Annotated in this window: 21 protein-coding genes; 6 read left to right on the top strand and 15 right to left on the bottom strand. The window is 65.6% G+C overall.

Features of this window, described 5'->3' with window-relative positions; all coding sequences use genetic code 11:
• Positions 1-32: 32 nt before the first annotated feature.
• The 12 genes from FAX90_RS07800 to FAX90_RS07750 all read right to left on the bottom strand — a co-directional run bounded on the left by FAX90_RS07800 (position 33) and on the right by FAX90_RS07750 (position 11,797).
• The gene (locus FAX90_RS07800) at positions 33-722 is read right to left on the bottom strand and encodes a response regulator transcription factor (protein ID WP_144096693.1); all 690 of its coding nucleotides are present in this window, start codon (positions 720-722) and stop codon (positions 33-35) included.
• A 110-nt stretch (positions 723-832) separates the two neighbouring features.
• Complete coding sequence (gene mtnP / locus FAX90_RS07795) at positions 833-1,720, bottom strand: S-methyl-5'-thioadenosine phosphorylase (protein WP_144096692.1); 888 nt, start codon at positions 1,718-1,720, stop codon at positions 833-835.
• A gap of 40 nt (positions 1,721-1,760) precedes the next feature.
• Positions 1,761-3,089 carry a chloride channel protein gene (locus FAX90_RS07790; protein WP_144096691.1) on the bottom strand — a complete coding sequence of 443 codons (1,329 nt, stop codon included), beginning with the start codon at positions 3,087-3,089 and terminating at the stop codon, positions 1,761-1,763.
• A gap of 95 nt (positions 3,090-3,184) precedes the next feature.
• Complete coding sequence (locus tag FAX90_RS07785) at positions 3,185-4,396, bottom strand: M20 metallopeptidase family protein (protein WP_144096690.1); 1,212 nt, start codon at positions 4,394-4,396, stop codon at positions 3,185-3,187.
• A 75-nt stretch (positions 4,397-4,471) separates the two neighbouring features.
• Complete coding sequence (locus tag FAX90_RS07780; protein ID WP_240704771.1) at positions 4,472-4,984, bottom strand: DUF2141 domain-containing protein; 513 nt, start codon at positions 4,982-4,984, stop codon at positions 4,472-4,474.
• 216 nt (positions 4,985-5,200) lie between these two features.
• Complete coding sequence (locus tag FAX90_RS07775; protein WP_144096689.1) at positions 5,201-6,361, bottom strand: nucleotidyltransferase domain-containing protein; 1,161 nt, start codon at positions 6,359-6,361, stop codon at positions 5,201-5,203.
• Entirely contained in the window at positions 6,358-8,040 is a 1,683-nt protein-coding gene (locus tag FAX90_RS07770; RefSeq protein ID WP_144096688.1) for an ABC transporter ATP-binding protein, read from the bottom strand. Before FAX90_RS07770 ends, FAX90_RS07775 begins: the two co-directional genes overlap by 4 nt.
• A 60-nt stretch (positions 8,041-8,100) precedes the next feature.
• A complete protein-coding gene (locus FAX90_RS07765) occupies positions 8,101-9,969 on the bottom strand; it encodes an asparagine synthase-related protein (RefSeq protein ID WP_144096687.1) in 1,869 nt (622 codons plus the stop codon).
• Between the two features lie 40 nt (positions 9,970-10,009).
• Entirely contained in the window at positions 10,010-10,144 is a 135-nt protein-coding gene (locus FAX90_RS16900; RefSeq protein WP_276612242.1) for a hypothetical protein, read from the bottom strand.
• Positions 10,145-10,263: 119 nt separating this feature from the next.
• On the bottom strand, positions 10,264-10,683 hold the full coding sequence (locus tag FAX90_RS07760) for a lasso peptide biosynthesis B2 protein (RefSeq protein ID WP_144096686.1): 420 nt from the start codon (positions 10,681-10,683) through the stop codon (positions 10,264-10,266).
• Entirely contained in the window at positions 10,680-10,946 is a 267-nt protein-coding gene (locus FAX90_RS07755; protein ID WP_144096685.1) for a PqqD family protein, read from the bottom strand. Before FAX90_RS07755 ends, FAX90_RS07760 begins: the two co-directional genes overlap by 4 nt.
• Complete coding sequence (locus FAX90_RS07750; RefSeq protein ID WP_144096684.1) at positions 10,943-11,797, bottom strand: hypothetical protein; 855 nt, start codon at positions 11,795-11,797, stop codon at positions 10,943-10,945. The genes FAX90_RS07755 and FAX90_RS07750 overlap by 4 nt, the downstream gene beginning before the upstream one ends.
• Before the next feature lie 239 nt (positions 11,798-12,036).
• Here FAX90_RS07750 and rpe point away from each other — a divergent pair, with 239 nt between their 5' ends.
• From rpe to FAX90_RS07725, 6 genes are all read left to right on the top strand, one after another.
• On the top strand, positions 12,037-12,702 hold the full coding sequence (rpe, locus tag FAX90_RS07745; protein WP_144096683.1) for a ribulose-phosphate 3-epimerase: 666 nt from the start codon (positions 12,037-12,039) through the stop codon (positions 12,700-12,702).
• A gap of 76 nt (positions 12,703-12,778) precedes the next feature.
• Positions 12,779-14,545: a heparinase II/III family protein gene (locus FAX90_RS07740; protein WP_240704770.1), complete on the top strand. Its 1,767-nt coding sequence runs from the start codon at positions 12,779-12,781 to the stop codon at positions 14,543-14,545.
• A gap of 112 nt (positions 14,546-14,657) precedes the next feature.
• Positions 14,658-16,253, top strand: a complete 1,596-nt coding sequence (purH, locus tag FAX90_RS07735; RefSeq protein ID WP_144096681.1) for a bifunctional phosphoribosylaminoimidazolecarboxamide formyltransferase/IMP cyclohydrolase — start codon at positions 14,658-14,660, stop codon at positions 16,251-16,253.
• A gap of 149 nt (positions 16,254-16,402) precedes the next feature.
• Complete coding sequence (locus tag FAX90_RS16895) at positions 16,403-16,528, top strand: hypothetical protein (RefSeq protein WP_276612240.1); 126 nt, start codon at positions 16,403-16,405, stop codon at positions 16,526-16,528.
• 44 nt (positions 16,529-16,572) lie between these two features.
• Positions 16,573-17,214 carry a peptide-methionine (S)-S-oxide reductase MsrA gene (gene msrA / locus FAX90_RS07730; RefSeq protein ID WP_240704769.1) on the top strand — a complete coding sequence of 214 codons (642 nt, stop codon included), beginning with the start codon at positions 16,573-16,575 and terminating at the stop codon, positions 17,212-17,214.
• A 58-nt stretch (positions 17,215-17,272) separates the two neighbouring features.
• Positions 17,273-17,749 carry a Fur family transcriptional regulator gene (locus FAX90_RS07725; RefSeq protein WP_144096680.1) on the top strand — a complete coding sequence of 159 codons (477 nt, stop codon included), beginning with the start codon at positions 17,273-17,275 and terminating at the stop codon, positions 17,747-17,749.
• Here FAX90_RS07725 and FAX90_RS07720 read toward each other — a convergent pair whose 3' ends face one another.
• Genes FAX90_RS07720 through FAX90_RS07710 form a run of 3 tightly spaced genes read right to left on the bottom strand, consistent with a single transcriptional unit; the run spans position 17,750 to position 21,526 of the window.
• A complete protein-coding gene (locus tag FAX90_RS07720) occupies positions 17,750-19,519 on the bottom strand; it encodes a hypothetical protein (protein WP_144096679.1) in 1,770 nt (589 codons plus the stop codon).
• Between the two features lie 19 nt (positions 19,520-19,538).
• The gene (locus tag FAX90_RS07715) at positions 19,539-19,961 is read right to left on the bottom strand and encodes a GtrA family protein (protein WP_144096678.1); all 423 of its coding nucleotides are present in this window, start codon (positions 19,959-19,961) and stop codon (positions 19,539-19,541) included.
• Positions 19,958-21,526: an NAD(P)/FAD-dependent oxidoreductase gene (locus FAX90_RS07710; protein ID WP_144096677.1), complete on the bottom strand. Its 1,569-nt coding sequence runs from the start codon at positions 21,524-21,526 to the stop codon at positions 19,958-19,960. Before FAX90_RS07710 ends, FAX90_RS07715 begins: the two co-directional genes overlap by 4 nt.
• Positions 21,527-21,592 lie beyond the last annotated feature (66 nt).

Raw genomic sequence — 21,592 nt, 5'->3', positions numbered from 1 at the left:
AAGCGACGGGCGGGTCACGCCGTCAGGCGCGATCACTTGCCGTCGAGCAGGCGATAGCCGGTCCCCCAGATGGTTTCCAGCGCGGGAGAATTGAAACCGTCCTCCAGCTTGCGGCGAAGGCGGCCGATGTTGACGTCGACGACATTGGTCTGCGGGTCGAAGCTCATCTTCCAGACATCGCGCAGCAGCATTTCGCGGGTCACGACCTCGCCCGCGTTTTCCATCAGGTATCGGAAAAGCTCGAACTCCTTGGGGCTGAGCGCCAAGTGCTTGTCCCCGCGAAAAGCGGTGCGGGCCTTTACGTGACATTCGAACACGCCGTGGATGATCACCGCGCTGTGCGCATGGCCCGCCGCCCGGCGATGCAGGGCGCGCAGGCGGGCGAGCAGTTCCGTCGCCTCGAACGGCTTTGCCAGGTAATCGTCCGCGCCCGCGTCCAGCCCTTCGGCCCGGTCGACCGTGCGGCCCAGCGCTGAAAGCATCAGGACCGGAGTGCCGATCCCGCTTTCGCGCATGCGCTTCACCACGGTCAGCCCGTCGATATCGGGCAACATGCGATCAAGAATGATGACGTCGAAATCGCCGATCCCGGCGCGGCGAAGGCCGTCGGCGCCGTTCGCTTCCCAGGTGATGCGATCACCCGTGGCGCGGACCAGTTGTTGCAGGTCCGACGCGGTGCGTGAATCGTCTTCGATGTGCAGGATGTCGAGGCCATCCGCCATGCACTTTCCCCCTATATGCCCGGCGCGTCCGCACGGGGCCCCTGCCGGATGCTACGCCAAATCTTGCCCTGACACAGGCAAAGATGGCGTCACGAGGATGACATTTTCTGTCATGTGTCGCCCTGCCGGTCTTTCAGGATACGCCCCGCCACCGCATCGAGCCGCGCCAGAAGCGCCGGATCGCGCGCCGAAGGGGCTGTGATAAGCGCGGTGTCGAGCGTCGTGTCGATGGGTGAGGCGGTGCGTGTTTTGGGCAGCGAACGGGCCAGTTCGACGACCGCGCGGCGGGCCACTTCGGAATTGGCGCGCATCTGGCCGAGCACGGTAGCGACGTCGACCGCGGCCTCGTCCTCGCGCCAGCAGTCATAATCGGTGACCATGCCGACCAGCGCGTAGGGAAGCTCCGCCTCGCGCGCCAGCTTCGCCTCGGGCATGGCGGTCATGCCGATGACGTCGGCGCCCCACTGCCGGTACATGTGGCTTTCGGCGCGGCTGGAAAACTGGGGACCTTCCATCGCGAGATAGGTGCCGCCGTTGGCGACTTTGCCGCCCGCAGCCTTCACCGCCGCTCCGGCAAGGCCCGAGAGCCGTTCGCAAACCGGATCCGCCATCGAAACGTGCGCGACCATGCCGCTGGTGAAGAAAGTGGAAGCGCGGTTTACCGTGCGGTCGATGAACTGGTCGACCACGACGAAGCGCCCCGGCTCCAGCTCTTCGCGCAGCGACCCGATCGCGCTGATCGCAAGGATGTCGGTGCAGCCCGCGCGTTTCATCGCGTCGATGTTGGCGCGCGAATTCAGTTCTGTGGGAGAAACCGGATGGCCCCGGCCATGGCGCGGCAGGAAGCGCACTTCGACGTCGCCGATCCTGCCGAACAGGATTTCATCGGACGGCGTTCCGAACGGCGATCGCACCGCGATCCACTGCGCATCCTCGATCGCGTCGATCTCGTAGAGACCGGACCCGCCGATAATGCCGATGACCCATTTGTCTTTCATGCCGCCACGCATAGGCGAGCGCGCGTCGGCGATAAAGCGTTCAGGCAGGCTTGTCGGCAGGCGGCTGGTCCGGCGGCGTTGCCTCACCCTCGGCCGGCGGCATGAAATCCTTGGCCAGCGCGTGGTAAAGCCTCTCGCGGCAGACCATGGCCCCGGCCCAGTCGGCGAACAGCGCAGCGGCGAACAGCGGCAGCAGCAGGCCGATATTGCCGGTCGTTTCGGTCAGGATGATCACGGCCGTCAGCGGCGCGCGCACGACGCCGGTGAAATAGGACACCATGCCCAGCATGACGATCGCGCCCGTCGTCGATCCGGGGAACAGCCAGGTCAGCCACTGCCCGAAGCCTGCACCCACCGCGAGCGAGGGGGCAAAGATCCCGCCGGGAATCCCGCTGAGCGAAGTTGCCAGCGTGGCGGCGAACTTTGCCGGGCCCAGCCATTCGCTCATCATCTGACCTTCGAGCGCCATCTTGGCCGGTTCGTATCCCGTGCCCCAGGTCAGCCCGCCCGAGGCGATGCCGACCGCGGCGACGGCCGCGCCGCAAACGAGGGCGAGCAGGATAGGGCGCTTGCCGAACATCCGGCTTTGCCGTGCGGCCTGTCGCGACGCGATCAGCGTGCGTGCGAAAATCCCGCCCAGCGCGCCGCCCAGCAGGCCCGCGACGGGCGCCGCGATCAGAACGGTGTGCAGTGGCAGCGTCGCATCGATCGAACCGAAATAGGTATAGTCGCCGGCAATGCCCTGCGCGGTCATACCCGCGATGATGACCGCACCCATGACAAGCGCTGCCATGCGTTGTTCATAGGCGATGGCCAGTTCCTCGATGGCAAAGGCAATCCCGGCAAGCGGCGTGTTGAACGCGGCCGAAACGCCCGCCGCGCCGCCTGCGATCAGGACGCTGCGGCGCACGGCGGCCTGGGTCCAGCGGTGGGTCGCGGTCATGATTGCCGCACCGACCTGCACCGTCGGACCTTCGCGCCCGACCGATGCGCCGCCCAGCAGGGCAAGCACGGTCAGAGAAATCTTGGCAAAACCGGCTTTCAGCGAAAAAAGGCGCTCCGTCGCGCGTTCGTCGCGCACGGCGGCGATAACTTGCGGAATGCCCGATCCCGCCGCCTCTGCCGCCAGCAACCGGGTCAGCCATGCGCAGATCACGAAGATCGCGGGCGTCAGGATCGCGGGCAGCCAGAACCATCGGGCTTCAAGCGCGTGGAACATGTCGAGCGCGATGTCGCCCGCCTTGGCGAAAACCAGCGCGACGAGGCCGATGGCAACGGCCCCCAGCAAGGTCGCCACGCGGCGGCGCCAGTCCCCCATTTCCTCGCCCAGTCGCTGGGGAATCGGGATGGTGAAGCGGGGGATTCTCATGGCGCGCTCGCCTTAACCGACGGGCGGGGCGGGGTCCAGCGATGTTCAGGAAACTGCTGAAAATCCTGTCCGGCCAGTGATGATCGGGCCAGCGATCAGGCAGGCAATCCGCGTTCCAGCGTTTCCATCGCCAGCGCCGCCAGCAGCGCCGAACCGCGCGGCAGCACGCTCTCGTCGACGTGCATGCGCGAACTGTGCAGGCCCGGCGCTTTCTGCCAGTCGGCATCGGGTTTCGCGACGCCCAGCAGGATCATCGCGCCCGGCACCGCGTCGAGGACGTATGAGAAGTCCTCTGCCGTCATCAGCGGGTCGGGCAGCTCGTACCATGCTTCTTCGCCGAAGCGGTCCTTCACCACTTCGCGCGCAAGGGCGACGGCGCGGGCATCGTTGCTGGTCACGGGAAAGCCGTGCTCGACGATGAATTCGCCCGCCATTCCGTGGGCAGAGGCGATGCCTTCGACCAGTTCCTGGCACGAGGCATGGACGCGCTGCCGCGTTTCGGCAGAAAGCGTGCGGATCGTGCCGCGCAGGATGCAGGTGTCGGGAATGATGTTGTCGGCATCGCTGGCGCGGAACTGCGTCACGGTGACGACGACCGGATCGGCGGCGTTGAAACGGCGCGTGACCATCGCTTGAAGCGCGGTGACGATCTCGCACGCGACGGGCAGCGGGTCGGCGGAAAAATGCGGCATGGAGGCATGACCGCCGCGCCCCTTCACGCGAATCTCCATCGCGTCCGACGCGGCCATCAGCGGGCCTTCGCGGCACACGAACAACCCGTGCGGCGCGTTCGGAATGACGTGATAGGCAAAGGCGGCCTCGGGCAGGGGATCGATCAGACCGTCCTCGATCATCATGCGTCCGCCGCCAAAGCCTTCCTCGCCCGGCTGGAACATGAACATGACTTCGCCCCGGATGCTGTCCGCGCGTTCGGCCAGGAGCTTCACCGCGCCCACCAGCATCGCGGTATGCGTATCGTGGCCGCAGGCATGCATCCGGCCGGGAATGGTGGAGGAGAATTCGAGACCCGTTTCCTCGCCCATGGGCAGGGCGTCCATATCGCCGCGCAGCAGGACCCGGCGCCCTTCGCCCGCGCCGCCTTTCAGGATCGCCACCTGTCCGGTAGTTTGCGGGCCTTCGCGCCATTCCAGCGGCAGGTCGGCCAGCGCCTCGCGCACTTTGGCCATCGTTCTGGGGGTTTCGAGGCCCAGCTCGGGCTCTGCATGGATCGCGCGGCGCAGGGCGGTGATTTCGGGGCCGATGGCCTCTGCGGCGGCGGTCAGTTCGTCGTTGGTGATGCGGTTCATGGCCCCCAAGATAAGCGCCCCGGCCGCCATGTCGAGCGGCCGGGGCGCAAGTCCCGTATCAAAGGCGTAAAAGCCTTAGGGGTAAGTGATGTTGATCCGGGTGGTCAGACCCGGCTTCGGCACGTTCAGGCGAACCGAACGGAACGCAGGGATGCCGGCCAGCGTGCTTGGGTTGTTGGAAAAGCCGAACCCTTCGGTCGGCAGGCCCAGCCCGCTGCGGTTGATCTTCCGGCTGCCATCTTCGTCGTGATAGATCGCGATGGCATAGACGCCGTTCTTCGGCAGCTTCACACAGCCGCGCCAGGTGCCCTGCTTTGCCGGGAAACGCACGACGTCGAGCGAACCCTTGCTGGCCAGAAAACGGCGCGAATCGTCGGCATAGATCGTGACGGCCATGATGCCGGACGAATTTCTGACGCCGGTAACTTCGACGTTGAGCCAGGACGCGCCGGAAAGATCGCCCTCGCACTGCGCCGGTGCGGCCATCGCGGGGGCAGGGGCTGCGGCAAGCGCGCCAAGCCCCGCCATCGCGGCGACGGGAGCGACAAGAAGGCTCTTTTTGCCAAGGCCGAGTTTAAGTGCACTCATCGGTATCTCCGATACGTAAGAATTCATGTCTGTGGGGAAGATGACGTGAAGGTGGACGCGCCGACTTGCGCTTTCAACCCCCACGTATCGCCCCCGAAAGCCGTTCCGTGACGCCCTACAGGTTCGCGGCAATAACGGCAATTTCACATGCCGAACTAGTGGCGGAGGGGTGAATAGGCGCTGAATTCCTTCTTAATCGAAGAGTTTGCAGCCGTGTTACGAACGGTCCAGCCAACGCGCCACGACCGCGCCCGATGCCGCCTCTGAGCGCGAGCGCGCATTGCTGCCCTGCCGCACCGTGCGAAGCGCGCGGCTGAACAGCCAGCGGGGCAGCCCTTCGTCGTGCTGGCGGGCAAGCCCCTGTTTCAGCCGCGCGGCGAGGGTCGCGAACAAGCCCTGCCGTGCGCTCTGCGATGCCAGGACAACTTGCGCTCTCTGGTCGAAATCCTGCAGCAGCAGCCGCTCCGCCTCGGACAGCACATCGGCGGGAACCTGCTCCTGCCCGATATGGAGGCTGGTTTCGCCCATGACCTTGTCGACCAGCGCGATCACCAGCCTTGCCCCCGCCAGCCAGCCGCCTGCTTCCGCCATGGCGGCAAAGCGCGCGGCATCGATCCGGGTGCGCGACAGCATCTGTGCGATGTCGACCAGCGCCAGCGGGCCGCAATCGAAGCGGTGGTTGTACGCGGCGTGCAGGATCTGATGGCCCAGCATATCCTCGTCGCCCGGAAACGCGATTTTTGTGCCGCCAAGCTGCGATACCTTCGCGCCCGACAGGATCGCCTCGGTCTCGATGCAGGGCAGGCCCGGTTCGGCGATGCGGTGGTGCAGTTCCACGTAACGCTCGCAATCGGGCAGCAGGATAGGGTCAAGGTGCTTGTCCCCGTCGAGCGCCCTTGTGATGGCGCCCGCACGGTCGGCAGGCACGTCGCATCCCGCATTCGCCATAGCCTCCACCGCGCGGGGCAGGTCTTCCGCGGCGACGAGCAGGTCGATATCGCGCATCGGGCGCAGGGCCGCTTCGGGATAGTCGAAGAAGGCGAGGCGCGCACCCTTCAATGCGACCATCGGCACATCCGCTTCGGCAAAGGCGCGCGCGAGGCGGGTCAGCGCGGCCTGCGCGGTCAGCGCCCCGAACGAGGCATTGCGATAGGCCTCCTTCCACTCTGCGGAAACGGGTGCAGGCACCGGCCACCCGGCCCCCGCCGAACGGAGTCGGTGGTGCAGCCATGGTTCGAGCCGGTGCTGCCGGGCCATTGCCAAGATCGCCTGCCAGTCGGCATCGTCCAGCGCCTCCCAATCGGCGGGCGAAAGCGTGCGCGCCGGACCGATCAGCGACAGCAGTACCGACTTCTGACGGTCGAGATCGCCGGTCACGACCGCTCCTCTATTCGTTCGATCCGCCCGCCGTGCATGTGGACCAGCCTGTCCGCCGTTTCGGCCAGCCTGCCGCGATGGGCGATGACGAGGATCGTGCGCGACCCTGCCATGCTCTCGATCGCATCGCTGATCGCGGCCTCGTTCGCGGTGTCGAGCGCGCTTGTCGCCTCGTCCAGGATAAGCAGCGCCGGGTCGCGCAGCAGGGCACGGGCCAGCGCGATGCGCTGACGTTCTCCGCCCGAAAGCTGGCGTCCGGCGTCGCCGACGACGGTATCGATTCCGTCGGGAAGGTCGAAAACGAACCGGGCACTGGCCGCCCGCAGCGCAGCGTCGATAGCAGTCTCGTCCGCGTCCGGTTGGGCCCAGAGCAGATTGTCGCGCACCGATCCGTGAAACAGGACCGGTTCCTGGTGAACATAGGCGACCGATGCGCGCCAGCCGACGAGTTCTTCAGGCGCCAGCGGGGTCCCGTCGATGCAGACCGCGCCCGCATCGGGTTGCAGCAAGCCGCCCAGCAGATCGGCCAGGGTACTCTTCCCCGCGCCCGACGGGCCGAGCAGGGCGGTGGTGGTATTGACGCGAAGTTCAAGCGAGACACCCTCGATCGCGGCGTGGTCCCGCCCCGGATGGCGGATCGTGACGCCGTCGAGCGAAACGGCACGCGCCGGATGCAGGCGCGGAGCATCCGAAACCGTGCTTTCCGCACCCTCCTGCATCGTGCGCAAGAGCGATTGCGCCTCGCCAAGCGCGGGTGCGGCATGGACCCATTGCTGCGCGGCCTGCTGCAGCGAATCGAGCAACGGAACCGACCGCGCAAACAGGACGATCAGCGGCAGCAGGACTGCCGGGGCGATCCCGCGTGCCGAGGCGAGCGCCACGATCAGGGCCAGCAGTAGCGCCGCGCCGGTATGCAGCAGGACCCGGCTGCGCCCCGCGGCCCTTGCGAAGGCGATCTGTGCGTCGCGCAGTTCGCGCATGGAGCGGTTCATTTCGGCCTTGGCGGCGCTTTCGCGCCCGTGGCTTTTCACCAGCCGGATCGCGCGCAGTGTATCGTCCAGTACGGCCTGAACGCGGCGGTAGTCGTCGCCCAGCCGCTCGCCCAGACGATGCGCTCTTCGGCGCAAGGGCACGAAGGCGACAAGGACGAAAAGCCCGCCGATGACAGCAACGGCGGCGAGGAGAGGCGAAAGCCAGAGCGCGGCAATCCAGATCGCGCCCAGCGTCGCCCCGCCCGAAATCAGGATCAGCAGGTTGGCGAACCCGAAACCGATCCGGTCCACCCCGGTGACGATCAGGCTGGCATGGTCCGAATTGCGCAAGCCCGAAAGCGTGCGCCAGTCCGCGCGCACCAGCGCGGCAAAGATCCGGCCGCGCCACAGATCGATCACGTCAAGTTGAAGGCGGCGTTGCAGCACGTTGACCGCATATTGCAGCACGGCGCGAAGCGCGACGAGCGCGACGAAAAAGGCCAGCAGGACCGGCAATGTCAGGGTTTCGACAAAAGGCTGCGCCCAGGCAGGAATAGCGCCCGCATCGGCGGACAGCAGCGCCAGCATCGGGACGAGCGCGATGATTCCGGCGCCCTCGGTCAGCGCGCTGCCCAGCATGACCGCGAGCAGTGCCAGCAGCCGCGGTGCAGGAACGCTGCGCAAGAGTGTGACGGACATGCCTTTCATTGCGCTCGTCCTACTGCCCCGCCGGCACCGCGTCACCTGCTGCGAACAGGCAATGCAAAATCAATTGCGCCCTTCGACATAGCGGGCGAAGCGTCCCGCCACGATGGCGGCGGCCAGCGGCATGAAAACGTCCAGTTTGGCGCGATAGCCGGGCGTTTCGGGCCAGTTGTCCAGCATGTCGATCGCGCGGTCGATGTCGATGACCTGCGCCATCACCGGATCGTCGGCGATCCGTTCCAGTTCCTCGCGCATGAAGCCCAGGCGCGGCGTTTCGCGCGCGTGCCAGTCGACACCGTGGCGGCCATAGCGCCGGTTGGTGCGCTGTTCCTCTGGCAGGCGGCCGATCGCCATGCGCCGCGCGAGATAGCGTTGTTCGCCGCGCCGGACGAACTGCTCGGTCGGGATCGTCAGGCAGAATTCGATCAGAGGCCGGTACTGCGGGATGGTGCGAAAACGAAAGCCGTAAAGGTCTTCCGCCGCCGCAGTCATCTCGGTGCCGGCAGACGTCATGGACCAGGCATCGTCGATGAAATCACGGCGGGTCCGAACCCATTCCCGCTCTCCGTAATGGGCGCGATATCGGGCGTCGAGGTCGAGCCTGTCGCGCACATCCTTGCGGACCAGCGGACGCGCCATTTCGCCATGAACCAGTGTGCGCAGCGCGGCGCGGAGCGTGCCCGGCAAGTTGGGCAGCAGCGATCGCGCGGCAAGCCGCCGCCACATCGGCCGATCGTCGCCCGGCACATCGCGCAGCAAGTGCATCAGTTCGCCGAACCGTCCGGTGCGCAAGTATTCGACAAAGGCCCAGTTGCCTTCGCAGCTGAAGGTCTGATTCCCCATGTCGGCGGTGAAGACCCAGTCGCATCCCGCGTCCGATGCGGCCTGCCACGGCCCGTGAAATTCGGTCGAGACGAGCGCGGGATAGGCCCCGTCGCTGGCGCGGAAGGTGTCGTCCAGCATGTGCCCGAAGGCGATGCCGCGATTGTCCACGAACTGCGGGTCGAGCGCGGGGTACATCGCGGCAAAGGCCTCTACCGCCGGTCGGTCCGAATGGAAGTGCGCGGGAAGGACGGGCTCCCTCCCGTCTTGCATCGGCTCGAACGTAAAGCTCTTCAGGCCCTGGCCGGGTGGAAGCTGGTGCAGGATTTCGGCGGCGACTATCGGCGAATCGAGCCCGCCCGAAAGCAGGATGCCGGGCCGCTTTGCGGGGGCCAGCGCGTGGCGCACCGCATCGGCCAAAAGCGAATTGGCCTTATCGACATACTCCTCGTCGCTTGAAAGCCGTGTCGGGGGCAGGGCGTGCGGATCGTACCACTGCGTCCTGGCCACCCGGCCCTGCTCGATCGTGACGATGCTGCCCTGTTCGACCTGGCAGACGTCGTCGTAATAGGTCTCACCGCCCCAGGTCGGCGCGAGGCCATAGAGCATTTCGGCATAGCGGACGGGATCGACTTTGCGCGGCAGCCCCAGTTCGAAAAGAACGCGCGGAACCGATGCCGCGACCGCGCAGCCATCGGCGATAGTGTAGAACAGCCCGTGTTTCGACCAGGGCGCGCGGGACAGGCGGGCTGCGCCATCGGCTGGGATCACGATCGCGGCATAGTCGCCGATGATCCTGCGATCGGCGGCAAGTCCCCAGGCCTCGACCGCGGCACCATAAAGAGCCGCGTTGTCGCACTCAGCCGAGAGGGACAATTCGCCTGCGATTTCGCAGGCGTTGTCGATCCAGCCGTTGAACAGGACTACAGCGCCCGACGGCATCCGCGCGATGAGGCCATTGGCCTGTCGGGCCGGATGGCGCAGCAGAGCTACACCGTTCCCGGCCCGTATCAATGTCTGTTCGCCCCGCGACGCAGCCGCATCGCCGAACGACAGGCGCGACAGGTCATACCGGGGATTGCCTCCCCAGATGATTCCCGCCGCGATCATGTCAGTTCAGATTTTCGGGAGTGCCCTGCAAGGCACCCGCTCAGCTACGGCCGTTGCCGACGCCCTGCTGGTTGCCACCGCTCTGGTCGGCGGGGTTCATGGAACCGGCGACATCGCGAAGGGTGCCCACCAGCTTCAGTTCAGGCTTTGCCCAAGTGCGTTCGTTCTGCGACATGTCCGTAAAAATTCCCGTGGTACATTTCTGTCTAGTTCGGGTTGGCGACCATTAACCTTCCTGAACGTGTGCGGCGCGACTATATTGCGACGCGGCATAAATGCAATCGTCGCCGCAAATTAACTCAGAAATTGTAACAGACTGGCATGGTTTCCGCCGCTGTCGCCAAGGATGGTCCGGCCGCGCCACTCGACCCATGCATGCAGGTCGTGCAGGGTTCCACGCTCGCTCGCCGGGCGGATGCCGACGATGACGGCATTGGCAATTCCGCGCCGCCGCAGCATCCAGTGCAGCCCGATCGCTTGCGGCAGGCAGAGCGTGGCAGGAAGCCGAAAGGTGGCCCGCCGCACGGCCGCGGCGCATTGGCGCACGGGTTCTTCCTCTGCCGGATCGGTCATCTCCTTCCCTGTCGCGGGCGAATAGGGCGACGACTTGCCGAGCAGCCGGTTCCAGCGGCGCAGCGGCACGAACCTCACCAGGAAACGCGCCGCAAGCAGCAGCGCCATCGCCTCCAGCGTGCGAAGGCGCACCTGCATCATGCCTTGGCGGTCTCCACCAGCCCGGCGTCGGCCAAAGAGGCGATGAATTCGCGCACATGAGCCGCGATTTGCGCCTCGCTCTCGTCGAAACCGGGGGCGAGAACGGCGACGATGGCCGCTTCGTCGCGCGTGCCGTCGATCGCGCGCCAAATGGCAAGGGCAGTTCCGTCGAGCGAATAGAACAGGCCGCTGTCGATGTTCATCAGGACGACTTCGCCGTCGACCTCGGTTTCGACGAACCTGGCTTCACACTTGCTGATCATCTTGTGTCCTGTTCGATCCGTGCCAGTTGCGCGGCGAGAAAGTCGTGGGTCGGCCCGAAGCGCCCGGCGTCGAGCGGCCGGACGAAGCGGTAGACGGGCACGGCATTAGCCAGCCGGGCCAGATCGGTCAGGCGGCGTGCCCGGTCCTGCCCCTGCGCCATCACGCGGTGCTGCGCGGTATAGTGATCGTCGTCCAGCACGGCGATGCGCGCGGCCCCGCGGACGGGATCGAAAGCAAGTTCATCGCCCGCCTCGACCGTGACGATCGCGCCCAGCGGCAAGGGCATGTCGATCTCGCTCGGCTCTTCTGCGGCGAAGATCTTCGGATAATCTTCCGACACCTGTTCGAAGGCGGGCGTTCCGGTCATGGCCACCGAATCCGGCCATAGCTTCAATCGCTTGTGTCCCGGCAGGCACATGGGATGCGGCCCGGCCATGTCGACGACCAGCGTATCGTCGGCAACGATTGCGAGGCCCCTCGCGCGCATCGCGGCGGCGGTGGTCGATTTCCCCGCACCCGGCGGGCCGGTGAAGGCGATGGCCTTGCCGTCCACCTCGACCGCAGAAGCATGGAGCGCCGTGTACCCGTTGATCGCCGCGACCGCGCTGTGGATCGATCCGGCAAGGAAAAGATCGAGAAGACCCGCCTTGGTAGGATCGTCCAGTTGCACCGTAATGCCTTCGCCCTTGCGATAGCGACAGGCGAACCCTTCATCGCGCAGGACGAATTCATCGCCTTCGATGCGGTTGAAGCCGGCCGCGACCTCTTCGCCGCCGATCACGGGATCGACCACGCCATGCCTTACGCGGCTTTCGCGCTGCATCACGGTCATGGCGTCGGGTTGGGGCATCGTGGTTCCGGCCCGTCTCATGGCGCTGGGGGTGCGCCCTGTTTTACGGGATATCTGCGCTTAACCAAGCGCTTCCCCGCGTTCAAGCGCGCGCATCGGCTCTGGCGCGATCCGGTACAGGGCCGTGTTAACCTTGCAGGTCATTCACGACCTTCTCGTGGTCCTTTTTTCTCAGCGATGTGAATAAAGCTGCCAATGCGCCTTGTGGCCTTTATCCCGGGTGGAGTAATTCGGCTCTCATGCCCACACCTCTTATATCGCCTTCCATCCTTTCTGCAGATTTCGCCGCGCTTGGCGAAGAAGTGCGCGCCATCGACGCAGCGGGCGCCGACTGGATCCATGTCGACGTCATGGACGGCCACTTCGTGCCCAACATCACGATCGGCCCCGCCGTGGTGAAGGCGCTGCGCCCGCACACCGAAAAGACGTTCGACGTGCACCTGATGATCAGTCCGGTGGATCTCTACCTCGAAGATTTCGCCAAGGCGGGCGCGGACATCATCACTGTTCATCCTGAGGCCGGGGCGCACGTCCATCGCACGGTTCAGGCGATCAAGGCGCTGGGCTGCAAGGCGGGCATTTCGTTGAACCCGGCAACGCCTGCCAAGATGCTGGACTACCTCATCGACGACATCGACCTTGTCCTGGTGATGAGCGTCAATCCCGGTTTCGGCGGGCAAAGCTTCATCCATTCGCAGCTTCGCAAGATCGAGGCGGTGCGCAAGATGATCGACAAGACCGGCCGCGACATCCATCTGGAAGTGGACGGCGGCGTCAACGCCGAAACCGCGAAACTTTGTGTGGAGGCAGGTGCCGACGTGCTGGTCGCGGGCTCTGCGACCTTCAAGGGCGGGCCCGGCAAGTATGCCGATAACATCGCCGCCCTGAAGGCGGCGGGAGGCTGATGCTTCCATGGGCTTCGAACCGTCCCGCCTCCCTGACGAGCCGGTCCGGATCGAACCCCGGAACCGGGCACTGCCGTTGAATGACAGCGAAACCGATAACGGGCTGGTCGAACCGGCGCCGCTGACGCCTGAGCCAACGCTTTCGGGTGAGCCGGAGCTTGCCGACCTGTCGCCGCCCCGTCTTGGCGTGATCGATGGCACGATGCGCTTTCTCTATGCGCGGGGCGTGTCGGCGCGCAATCTGGTCCGCCCGTTTCACAAACCGTCGCGCCTGCGCATCCTTGCCACGGTGGATGAACCGCTGCCGGGCGAACGGTCTGCGGGCATGGCGCTGCGGGCGGGACATTTCCTCGTGTCCGGCAAGCGGCTGGGTGTCGAGGCGGCCGATTATGGCAGCACGTCGCTTGCCCAGCCGATCGCGCGGACGGTGCACGGTTTCACCTGGCTGGCGGACCTTGAGGCGGCGGGCACGCGGGACAAGGTCGCGCCGGTGGCTGATGACATCATGCGCCGCTGGATGCTGGCCAATTCGGAGATCGGCACCGGGCCTGCATGGAATCTCGGTCATGTCGGGCTCAGGGTGCTGAACTGGCTGGTTCATGCGCCGTTGATCCTGTCGGGCAATGACCGTTCCTTCCGCGCCAGCGTCCTGCGTCACTTGTCGAAAACCGCGCTCTGGCTGGACAAGCACGCGACGCGCGGCGGCGCAGCGCACGAAGTCATCCCCGCATGGGCCGCGATCACGGCTGCCGGACTGCTGCTGCCCGATGGCAAGCCGCGCCGTCTCTATGGAGAGGCGGGGCTGATCGCGGCACTGGGCGATACGGTGGGCGAGGATGGAGGCATGCTCTCGCGCTCTCCGCTCGATCAGGTGGAAACGATCGCGGTTCTGTTGCGCCTTTCGGCCTGTTATCGCGCCTGCCGCCGCGATCCGCCTGCGCAGATACAGGTCATGCTGTCGCTGATGATGCCCGCGCTGCTGACGCTGACCCATTCGGACGGCACGCTCGGCAGCTGGCAGGGCAGCGCGCCGCTTTCGGCCGACCGGCTTGCCATGCTGGTCGAGGCGGCGGACCCGCGCGCCCGTCCGCTGCACGAGGTACGGCACTGGGGTTTTCAGCGGCTGGCCGTGCGGCAATCGGTGGTGCAGCTCGATGCGGCGCCGCCGCCTTCGGGACGGCAGGCGCATGGCGGCTGCGCATCGACGCTGGCTTTCGAATTCAGCCACAAGGACCAGCGCATCGTCGTCAATTGCGGCGGTGCGGCGCTGGCAGGTACGGCCGTGCCGCGCCGGATCGAAGACGGTTTGCGCAGCACGGCGGCGCACAGCACGCTGATGCTGGGCGAACACGATTCCACCCCGATCGAACAAGGCGGGCGGCTTGGTTCGGGGGTGAAGGCGGTGACGCTCGATCGGTCGAAGGACGGCAGCGCCTCGGTCCTGACGGCGTCGCACGACGGTTATGTTTCGCGCCACGGGCTGTACCACGAACGCCGCCTTGCCCTGTCGGCGGACGGAACCTTGCTGGAAGGGGCCGACGTCCTGCTGCCGCGCGGGCGCAAGGCGAAGCGCGGGGATCACGGATATGCGATCCGTTTCCACCTGGGACAGGGGATAGAGATCGGCCACCAGCTCGAATCCGAAGGGGGAAAGGGCTTTGCCCTGGCCCTGCCCGACGGGTCGTACTGGCAGTTCCGTACTGGCGCGCCGGGCCTGACGGTCGAAGAATCGCTATGGATCGATGCGGGCGGCCATCCGCGCGGGATTCACCAGCTGGTCCTGACCGGTTCGGTCGGGCGCGATGGGGGCAAGGTTTTCTGGTCCTTCAAGCGAATGGGCTGATGCCGGGCGCTGCAGGCACACAATCGGTCCCCCGGGTGCTTGCAGACCGCAGGCCCACGGCCTAGAGGCGCAGCGGACTCACTACCGTTTCCCTCGCGAAAGGCCGCTTTTCATGGATAAACCGATCACAATTCGTCGTGCGCTCCTGTCCGTTTCGGACAAGACCGGTCTCGTCGAACTGGGTCAGGCGCTGGCCGATCGCAAGGTTGAACTGGTTTCGACCGGGGGCACGGCTCGCACGCTGCGCGAGGCTGGGCTTGTGGTGAAGGACGTGTCCGACATCACCGGCTTTCCCGAAATGATGGACGGCCGGGTCAAGACGCTGCACCCGATGGTCCACGGCGGGCTGCTGTCGGTGCGCGACAATCCCGAACACGCCGCCGCGATGGAAGAACACGGCATCGGCGCGATCGATCTGGTGGTAGTGAACCTCTATCCCTTCGTCGAAACGGTGAAGAAGGGCGCGGGCCGTGACGACGTGATTGAAAACATCGACATCGGCGGCCCCTCGATGGTCCGTTCCGCCGCGAAGAATCACGAATATGTCGCCATCGTCACCGACCCTGCCGACTATGCCGCGCTGGTGACCGAAATGGACGCAGGCGTCGGCGCGACCGGATACGATTTCCGCAAGATGCTGGCCGCCAAGGCGTTCGCCGCCACCGCCGCATACGACAGCGCGATCAGCCAGTGGTTCGCCCATGCCGATCAGGGCCAGAAATTCCCGCCGCGCCGTTCGATGGCCAGCAAGATCGCGGGTACCCTGCGTTACGGCGAAAACCCGCACCAGGAAGCAGCGCTGTACCTGCCCGAAGGCCCGCACGTATCGGGCCTGCCGCAGGCGGTGCAGGTGCAGGGCAAGGAGCTGTCCTACAACAATTACAACGATGCGAACGCGGCGCTGGAACTGTGCGCCGAATTCCGTGACGGACCGCCCACCGTCGTCATCGTGAAACACGCCAACCCTTGCGGTGTCGCGACTGCCAACTCGCTGGAAGAGGCGTGGGACAAGGCGCTGGCCTGCGATTCGGTTTCCGCGTTCGGCGGCATCGTCGCCGTGAACCGCCCGCTCAATGCCGCAACGGCAGAGGCGATCACGAAGATCTTCACCGAAGTCGTCGTCGCGCCCGACGCGACGGACGAGGCCAAGGCGGTCTTTGCGCGCAAGAAGAACCTGCGCCTCCTGCTGCTGGCCGACGGCCTGCCCGATCCGCGCCGCGCGGGCGTCAACCAGGTCGTCATCGCAGGCGGCCTGCTGGTGCAGGACCGCGACAGCGCCGCTGTGACAGAGGCGGATCTCAAGGTCGTGACCAAGCGTGCACCGACCGAGCAGGAGTTGAAGGACTGCCTGTTCGCGTGGACGGTCGCCCGCCACGTGAAATCGAACGCCATCGTCTATGCCAAGGACGGCCAGACCGCCGGTATAGGCGCGGGCCAGATGAACCGCCGCGATTCGGCGCGCATCGCCGCGGCCAAGGCGGCTGAAGCTGCCGAAACCTACGGCTGGTCCGAGGCGAAGACGGTGGGCAGCGCGGTCGCATCCGACGCCTTCTTCCCGTTTGCCGACGGGCTGCTGTCCGCTGCCGAAGCGGGCGCGACCGCGGTGATCCAGCCGGGCGGTTCGATTCGCGACGACGACGTGATCAAGGCCGCTGACGATGCGGGTCTGGCCATGGTCTTCACCGGGATGCGGCACTTCCGCCACTGATTTTCTGGCAGCACGGTGTAACCGGTTCAGGTTTCTGAACGAAAGCATGATGTAGGATTCATTCTTTCTTCAGCGGACCAGGGTTAACACTGTGATTACCAAGTTCAGAAACGCTAGTCCCGCCGACGCCGGCAAGGAAAACCATCGCCATGAAACTCATCGACAGCAGCCTCGTGCGCAATTTCGCGATCGGATTCGTGCTGGGTGCAGCCGGGCTTTTCGCGGTGTCGGGCTTTCCGGTCGAATCGCAGGCGATCGCCTCGGTCCTGGGCTGAACGCTTTCCGCTCCATCGTCGTAACATTGGCTGGCGCCGCGGTGTTGAGCGCGTGCCAGCAGCCCGCGCTTGCCGCTTCGGGTGAGAAGGCGGTGGCGACCCCTGCTGCCGCGATTCGCGCCAAGGAAGACGGCGGTCTGAAGACCGCGATCTTCGCAGGAGGCTGCTTTTGGGGCGTCGAGGGCGTGTTCAGCCACGTGAAGGGCGTGAAGAGCGCGGTTTCCGGCTATCACGGCGGCAGCAAGCGCAATGCCAATTACCGCATGGTGACCACCGGATCGACCGGCCATGCCGAAGCGGTGAAGGTCACTTACGATCCCGATGTCGTGCGTTATGACGAACTGCTGCGCATCTTTTTCGCAGTTGTCGCCGATCCCACGACGCTGAACCGGCAGGGGCCGGATCACGGCAGCCAGTATCGCAGCGCTCTTGTCCCCACCAGCGCGGAACAGGCCCGCGTGGCCAAGGCTTATCTTGCGCAGCTGGGCAAGGCGAAGCTGTGGGACAGGCCGATCGTCACGAAAATCGAGAAGCAGGACCGATTCTATCCCGCAGAGGCCTATCACCAGGACTTCATGGTGAAGAACCCGAACCACGGCTACATCCTGCGCTGGGACCGGCCCAAGGTTCAGGCGCTGAAGACCCTGTTCCCCGCCGACTATTCCGCGACGTTCCGCAAGGGCTGATGCTTGCCTGCATGACGGGCGGGATGACTTGCGCGCTCGGGCGTCCTATATCGCAGGCATGACCTGCACGGACACGCACGACCATTCCCACGCCGAACACGAAGGCGCAGCACTCGTCCGCGCGGCGCGCGGGGCGTTGACCGATGCGGGGGAGCAGTGGACCGACATGCGCGCCGACGTATTCAACGCGCTGGCCGTGCACGAGGCTCCGGCATCGGCCTATGACATTGCCGATGCCCTGTCTGCACAGCGCGGCAAGCGGGTTGCGCCCAACAGCGTCTATCGCATTCTGGACCTGTTCGTCCGCACGAACCTTGCCAACCGGATCGAAAGCGCGAACGCCTATCTGGTGAACCGGCACCCCGGTTGCCGCCACGACTGTATCTTCCTGATCTGCGACAAGTGCGGCATTGCCGAACACATCGACGACGACCGCCTGACAGAAGGGTTGCGCGGCGCGGCGGGAGCGGCCGGATTTGCGGATCTCAAAACGGTCGTCGAATTGCGGGGCGTCTGCGCCGCCTGTCGCGGCTGATCAGTCCCTGATCTTGAGGACGAGGACGTTCTGGCTCTCGTTCTCGACCGGTTCAAGCCAATCGGGAATCTCGCCTTTCTGAAGATCGGCGGCAAAGCCGTCAGGCTCCATCGCGGCATAGGCGTTCACTTCGTTCATGCTGGTGCAGAGCATCATGTAATCATAATCGCGCCGCTGCAGCATGGCGTGGGTGTCCTCGGGCGATCCCATGAAGGCGCGCATCGTATCGGCGATGGCGACATCGGCCCGGTGGTGCGCGGTCGACAGGACGGAATGCCGACTGTCGAGCAGGATGCGCGGACCAAGGTCGATGGGTGCGAAGACGCGTGCTGGCGTCGTGCCGAGTGCGGGCAGCGCCGCGCGCACGTCGCAATCGGCAACCGCGACGACCGGCGATGACGTGGTGGTCGATGCCTGCGTCGGTGCAGCCGCCATCAGCAGCGATATGGGCACGGCCGGGGCCAGCGCGGTGATGATGCCCGCGGCGGCGGCGGCCTGCTTGCCCGGTTCCTTCAAGGTGCGGACCGAGCGTAGCCAGACTTTCAGCTGCCAGCCCAGCGGTACGGCGGCGAGCGCGGCGGAATAGACGCTGGTGCGCGCGACAAGGCAGCCGATGACCAGCGCGACGACCAGCAGGAAGGCATATTCCTGATGCCAGCGGCCCAGCCAGTCGTTGGTGGTGCGGATGAGGTTCCACATGGTGACCAACGCGATCAGCGGCGGGATCACCTTCAACAAGGCCAGCTTTATCCCGCCTTCCCAGATCGGGCGACCTTCGGCCACATTGCCCAGCCAGAGCGACCGCGTCAGCGGGTCGAGTTCGGCGAACGTGCCGCCGGTGCATTGCGGCGCCAGCGTGAATTCCACCGCGATGGCGGCCACGCCCAGCGCGCCGAATGCCATCAGGACGAAGCTGAACGGGCGGTGCGTGGCGCGGTCGAGCCCGGTAGCGCCGATCGCGAGGATTCCCATCGCGGCAAGCGGGGCCGGGGCCATCGCATCGCAGACCGACGGGCCGAAGGGCAGGCCCTTGGTGGCGACGAAGATCACGAGCGAGCTGACGAACGTGGACTGCAACATCGACACCAACCAGGTGCGTTCGTGCCAGCAGCGCATCCAGCGCCACAGGCCGACCGCCATGATCGCCGCGACCATCGGGATCGCCTCGAGACTGATCGACAGCCAGGCCGCCATGGCAAGCCCTGCGATCCAGCCGCCCTGTCGTGCATTGCGCGCCATCAGCGCGTTGACCGCGACCAGTGCGCAGACGACCTGCCAGCCGTGATGATCGATCCGCATCGGGCGGATCTGGTTGAGCAGCGATGTCGACATGGCCGCGACGAGACAGGCAAGTCCGGTCGCTTCCTCGTCGAATATCTTGAAGCTGATCCGCCCGATCAGCATGAGGACAAGCCACAGCGTGACGAGAGGCACGATGACCGATGCCGCGATTTCCGCCCCCGCGCTGCCGATGATCGGCGTCAGGATCACGATGACGGCGGCAAGCGGAAGATCGACCAGCCGCGTCCAGTGCATCGGTGTGCCTTCGGGCGGATCGACGCGATATTGCGTGACGTCGAACCAGCTTTGCCCGGCCAGCCAGTCACGCACTTGCAGGAGGCGCAGGATATCGTCGCCGTCGGGATAGATGACCGCCGCGATATTGCGGAATTGCGTGGCGAGGAGGAGAGCCGAGACGATCGCCCAGACCAGCGTGATCCGGGCAATCATGGCCCGTTCGAATCCGTGGCGGCGGCGCTCTCCGATCATGGTCCCCTCCACCACCGCGTCAGCTTGTGCCGGCCGGAGCGGCCTGGTCTTCGGTGAAGACGAAGCGCAGGCGCAGAAGGAACGTGGCGAAGAAGCTGGCGCCGATGGCGATCAGCTTGGCAATGCGGGGGTCGAGGCCCATCGCGGTCGCTGCGGAGACGATCGCCCATGTCAGCGCAAGTCCGACAAGTGCGGAGGCGACGAACAGCCCTTGCTGCGCCGTGCGCGCCTTGCCCTCGCTTGCCACGCGCCCGGTAAAGACGAAGCGGCTGGATGCAAACCAGTGGGCCAGGATGCCCGCCGCATAGCCGCCCGCCGCCGCGGCCGGTGCCGCGACGTGAACGGCCATCAGCGCGAAGAAGCAGGCAAGGTCCACGCCCAGCGCCGCGACGCTGGCAAAGCCGTAGGCGACAAAGCGCCGGATGGCCGCGGGCTCGATCATGCCGCGTCCTTCTTTTCGGCGACGACCTGTTCGGGAACGTCGCGCATGCTGGACAGGGCGGCGGCGCGGTCATCGGCGGAATAGCGGGGCAGTTCGATCTCGTCGCCCTCGTTTCCGGCCTCGTGGTATTCCGCGTCCTCGTTCACGCACCAGGTGTCGTAGATGCGTTCGCCCGCCATGATGTTCTCGACCGTCAGCATCGCGGTCATCATCGCGTGGTCCTGGTTGTTGTAGCGGTGCATGCCGTTGCGCCCGACGAGGTGCAGCGTGGGATGCTTGGCTTCCAGTTCGCGGCGCATCGCATCGACGCGTTCGGCGTAATCCTCGTCATAGACGGGGTAGGCCTTCTCCTGCCGCACGACTGAACCGCCGATGACGTCCGCCGGATCGCAAAGGCCGAGGATTTCCATTTCCTTCGTCGCCAGTTCGACCAGTTCGTCGTCGGACGTAGCCCATAGGCCGTCACCTTCGAAGCAGAAGTATTCGAGGCCGACGCAGGCGACGTCGCTGTCAGGCACCATTTCGGGCGACCACGAACGGAAGTTCTGGATACGTCCGACCTGCACCTTGCTGTCGTGGATGTAGATCCAGTTGTCGGGGAAAAGGTCTTTCGACCGGACCTTCAGCGCCACGGTCAGGAAGTCGCGATACTTCAGGCCGCTGGCATCCAGAACCGAGGCCGGGACCGGCGCAAGGCGTGCGGCCAGTTCGCGCATCGGCGCGCTGGAGATCGCGTGGCGGGCGCGGATCACGCGCTCGCTGCCGTCGGCCAGCGTCGCGCTCAATCGCCAGCCGCCATTGTTGTCGGCGGCAAGCTGACGCAGGGCATGACCCATCAGGACCGTGTTGCCGCCTTCGCGGACCTTGTCGCGCGCGGCTTCCCACATCATGCCGGGGCCAAGGCGCGGATAACGGAATTCCTCGAGCAGCGTCTTGGCCTGCATCCCGTTGTTCGGGCGCTTGTTGAGTCCGAGCGAACGCTTGAGCCCGTCGGTCACCGCACCCCAGAGCGAGAGGCCCTTGATGCGCTGCGCGGCCCAGTCGGCGCTCATTTCATCGCAGGGCATGCCCCAGACCTTTTCGGTGTAGGTCTTGAAGAAGATCGAGAACAGCTTGTGGCCGAACTGGTTCACGGTCCAGTCCTCGAAGCTCTTCACGTTCTTGCGCGGGAAAACCTGCGCCTTGGCAAAGCTCATCATGCACAAGGTGGAGCGCCAGAAGCCCAGGTTGCGCAGCGCCTCGAACGCGCGCAGCGGGTAGGAGTAGAACTTGCCCTCGTAATAAATGCGGCTCATCCGCGGGCGCGAGATGAAGTCGTCGGGCAGGATCTCGTTCCACAGGTCCACCACGGCTTTCGATTTCGAAAAGAAGCGGTGGCCGCCGATGTCGAAGCGATAACCTTCGTGTTCGACCGTGCGGCTGATGCCGCCGACGTAGGTTTCATCCTTCTCGATCACGGCGACCGATTTTCCGGCCTTCGTCAGCAGGTATCCTGCCGTCAGCCCGGCCGGTCCCGCGCCGATGATCACGACATCTACATCCAGGTCGGCTTTGGCCTGCTTCATTTCGGTGCCCTGCTGCACGGTGCCCCCTTGTGCAAAACTTCGGCCGCCAAGCGGCGACCCAAGGCA

The sequence above is a fragment of the Croceicoccus sediminis genome (assembly GCF_007570835.1).
In the GTDB taxonomy this organism is placed as follows: domain Bacteria; phylum Pseudomonadota; class Alphaproteobacteria; order Sphingomonadales; family Sphingomonadaceae; genus Croceicoccus; species Croceicoccus sediminis.
The sequence above is the reverse complement of the archived record's forward strand: the minus strand, read 5'-3'. Positions and strand labels throughout refer to the sequence as shown.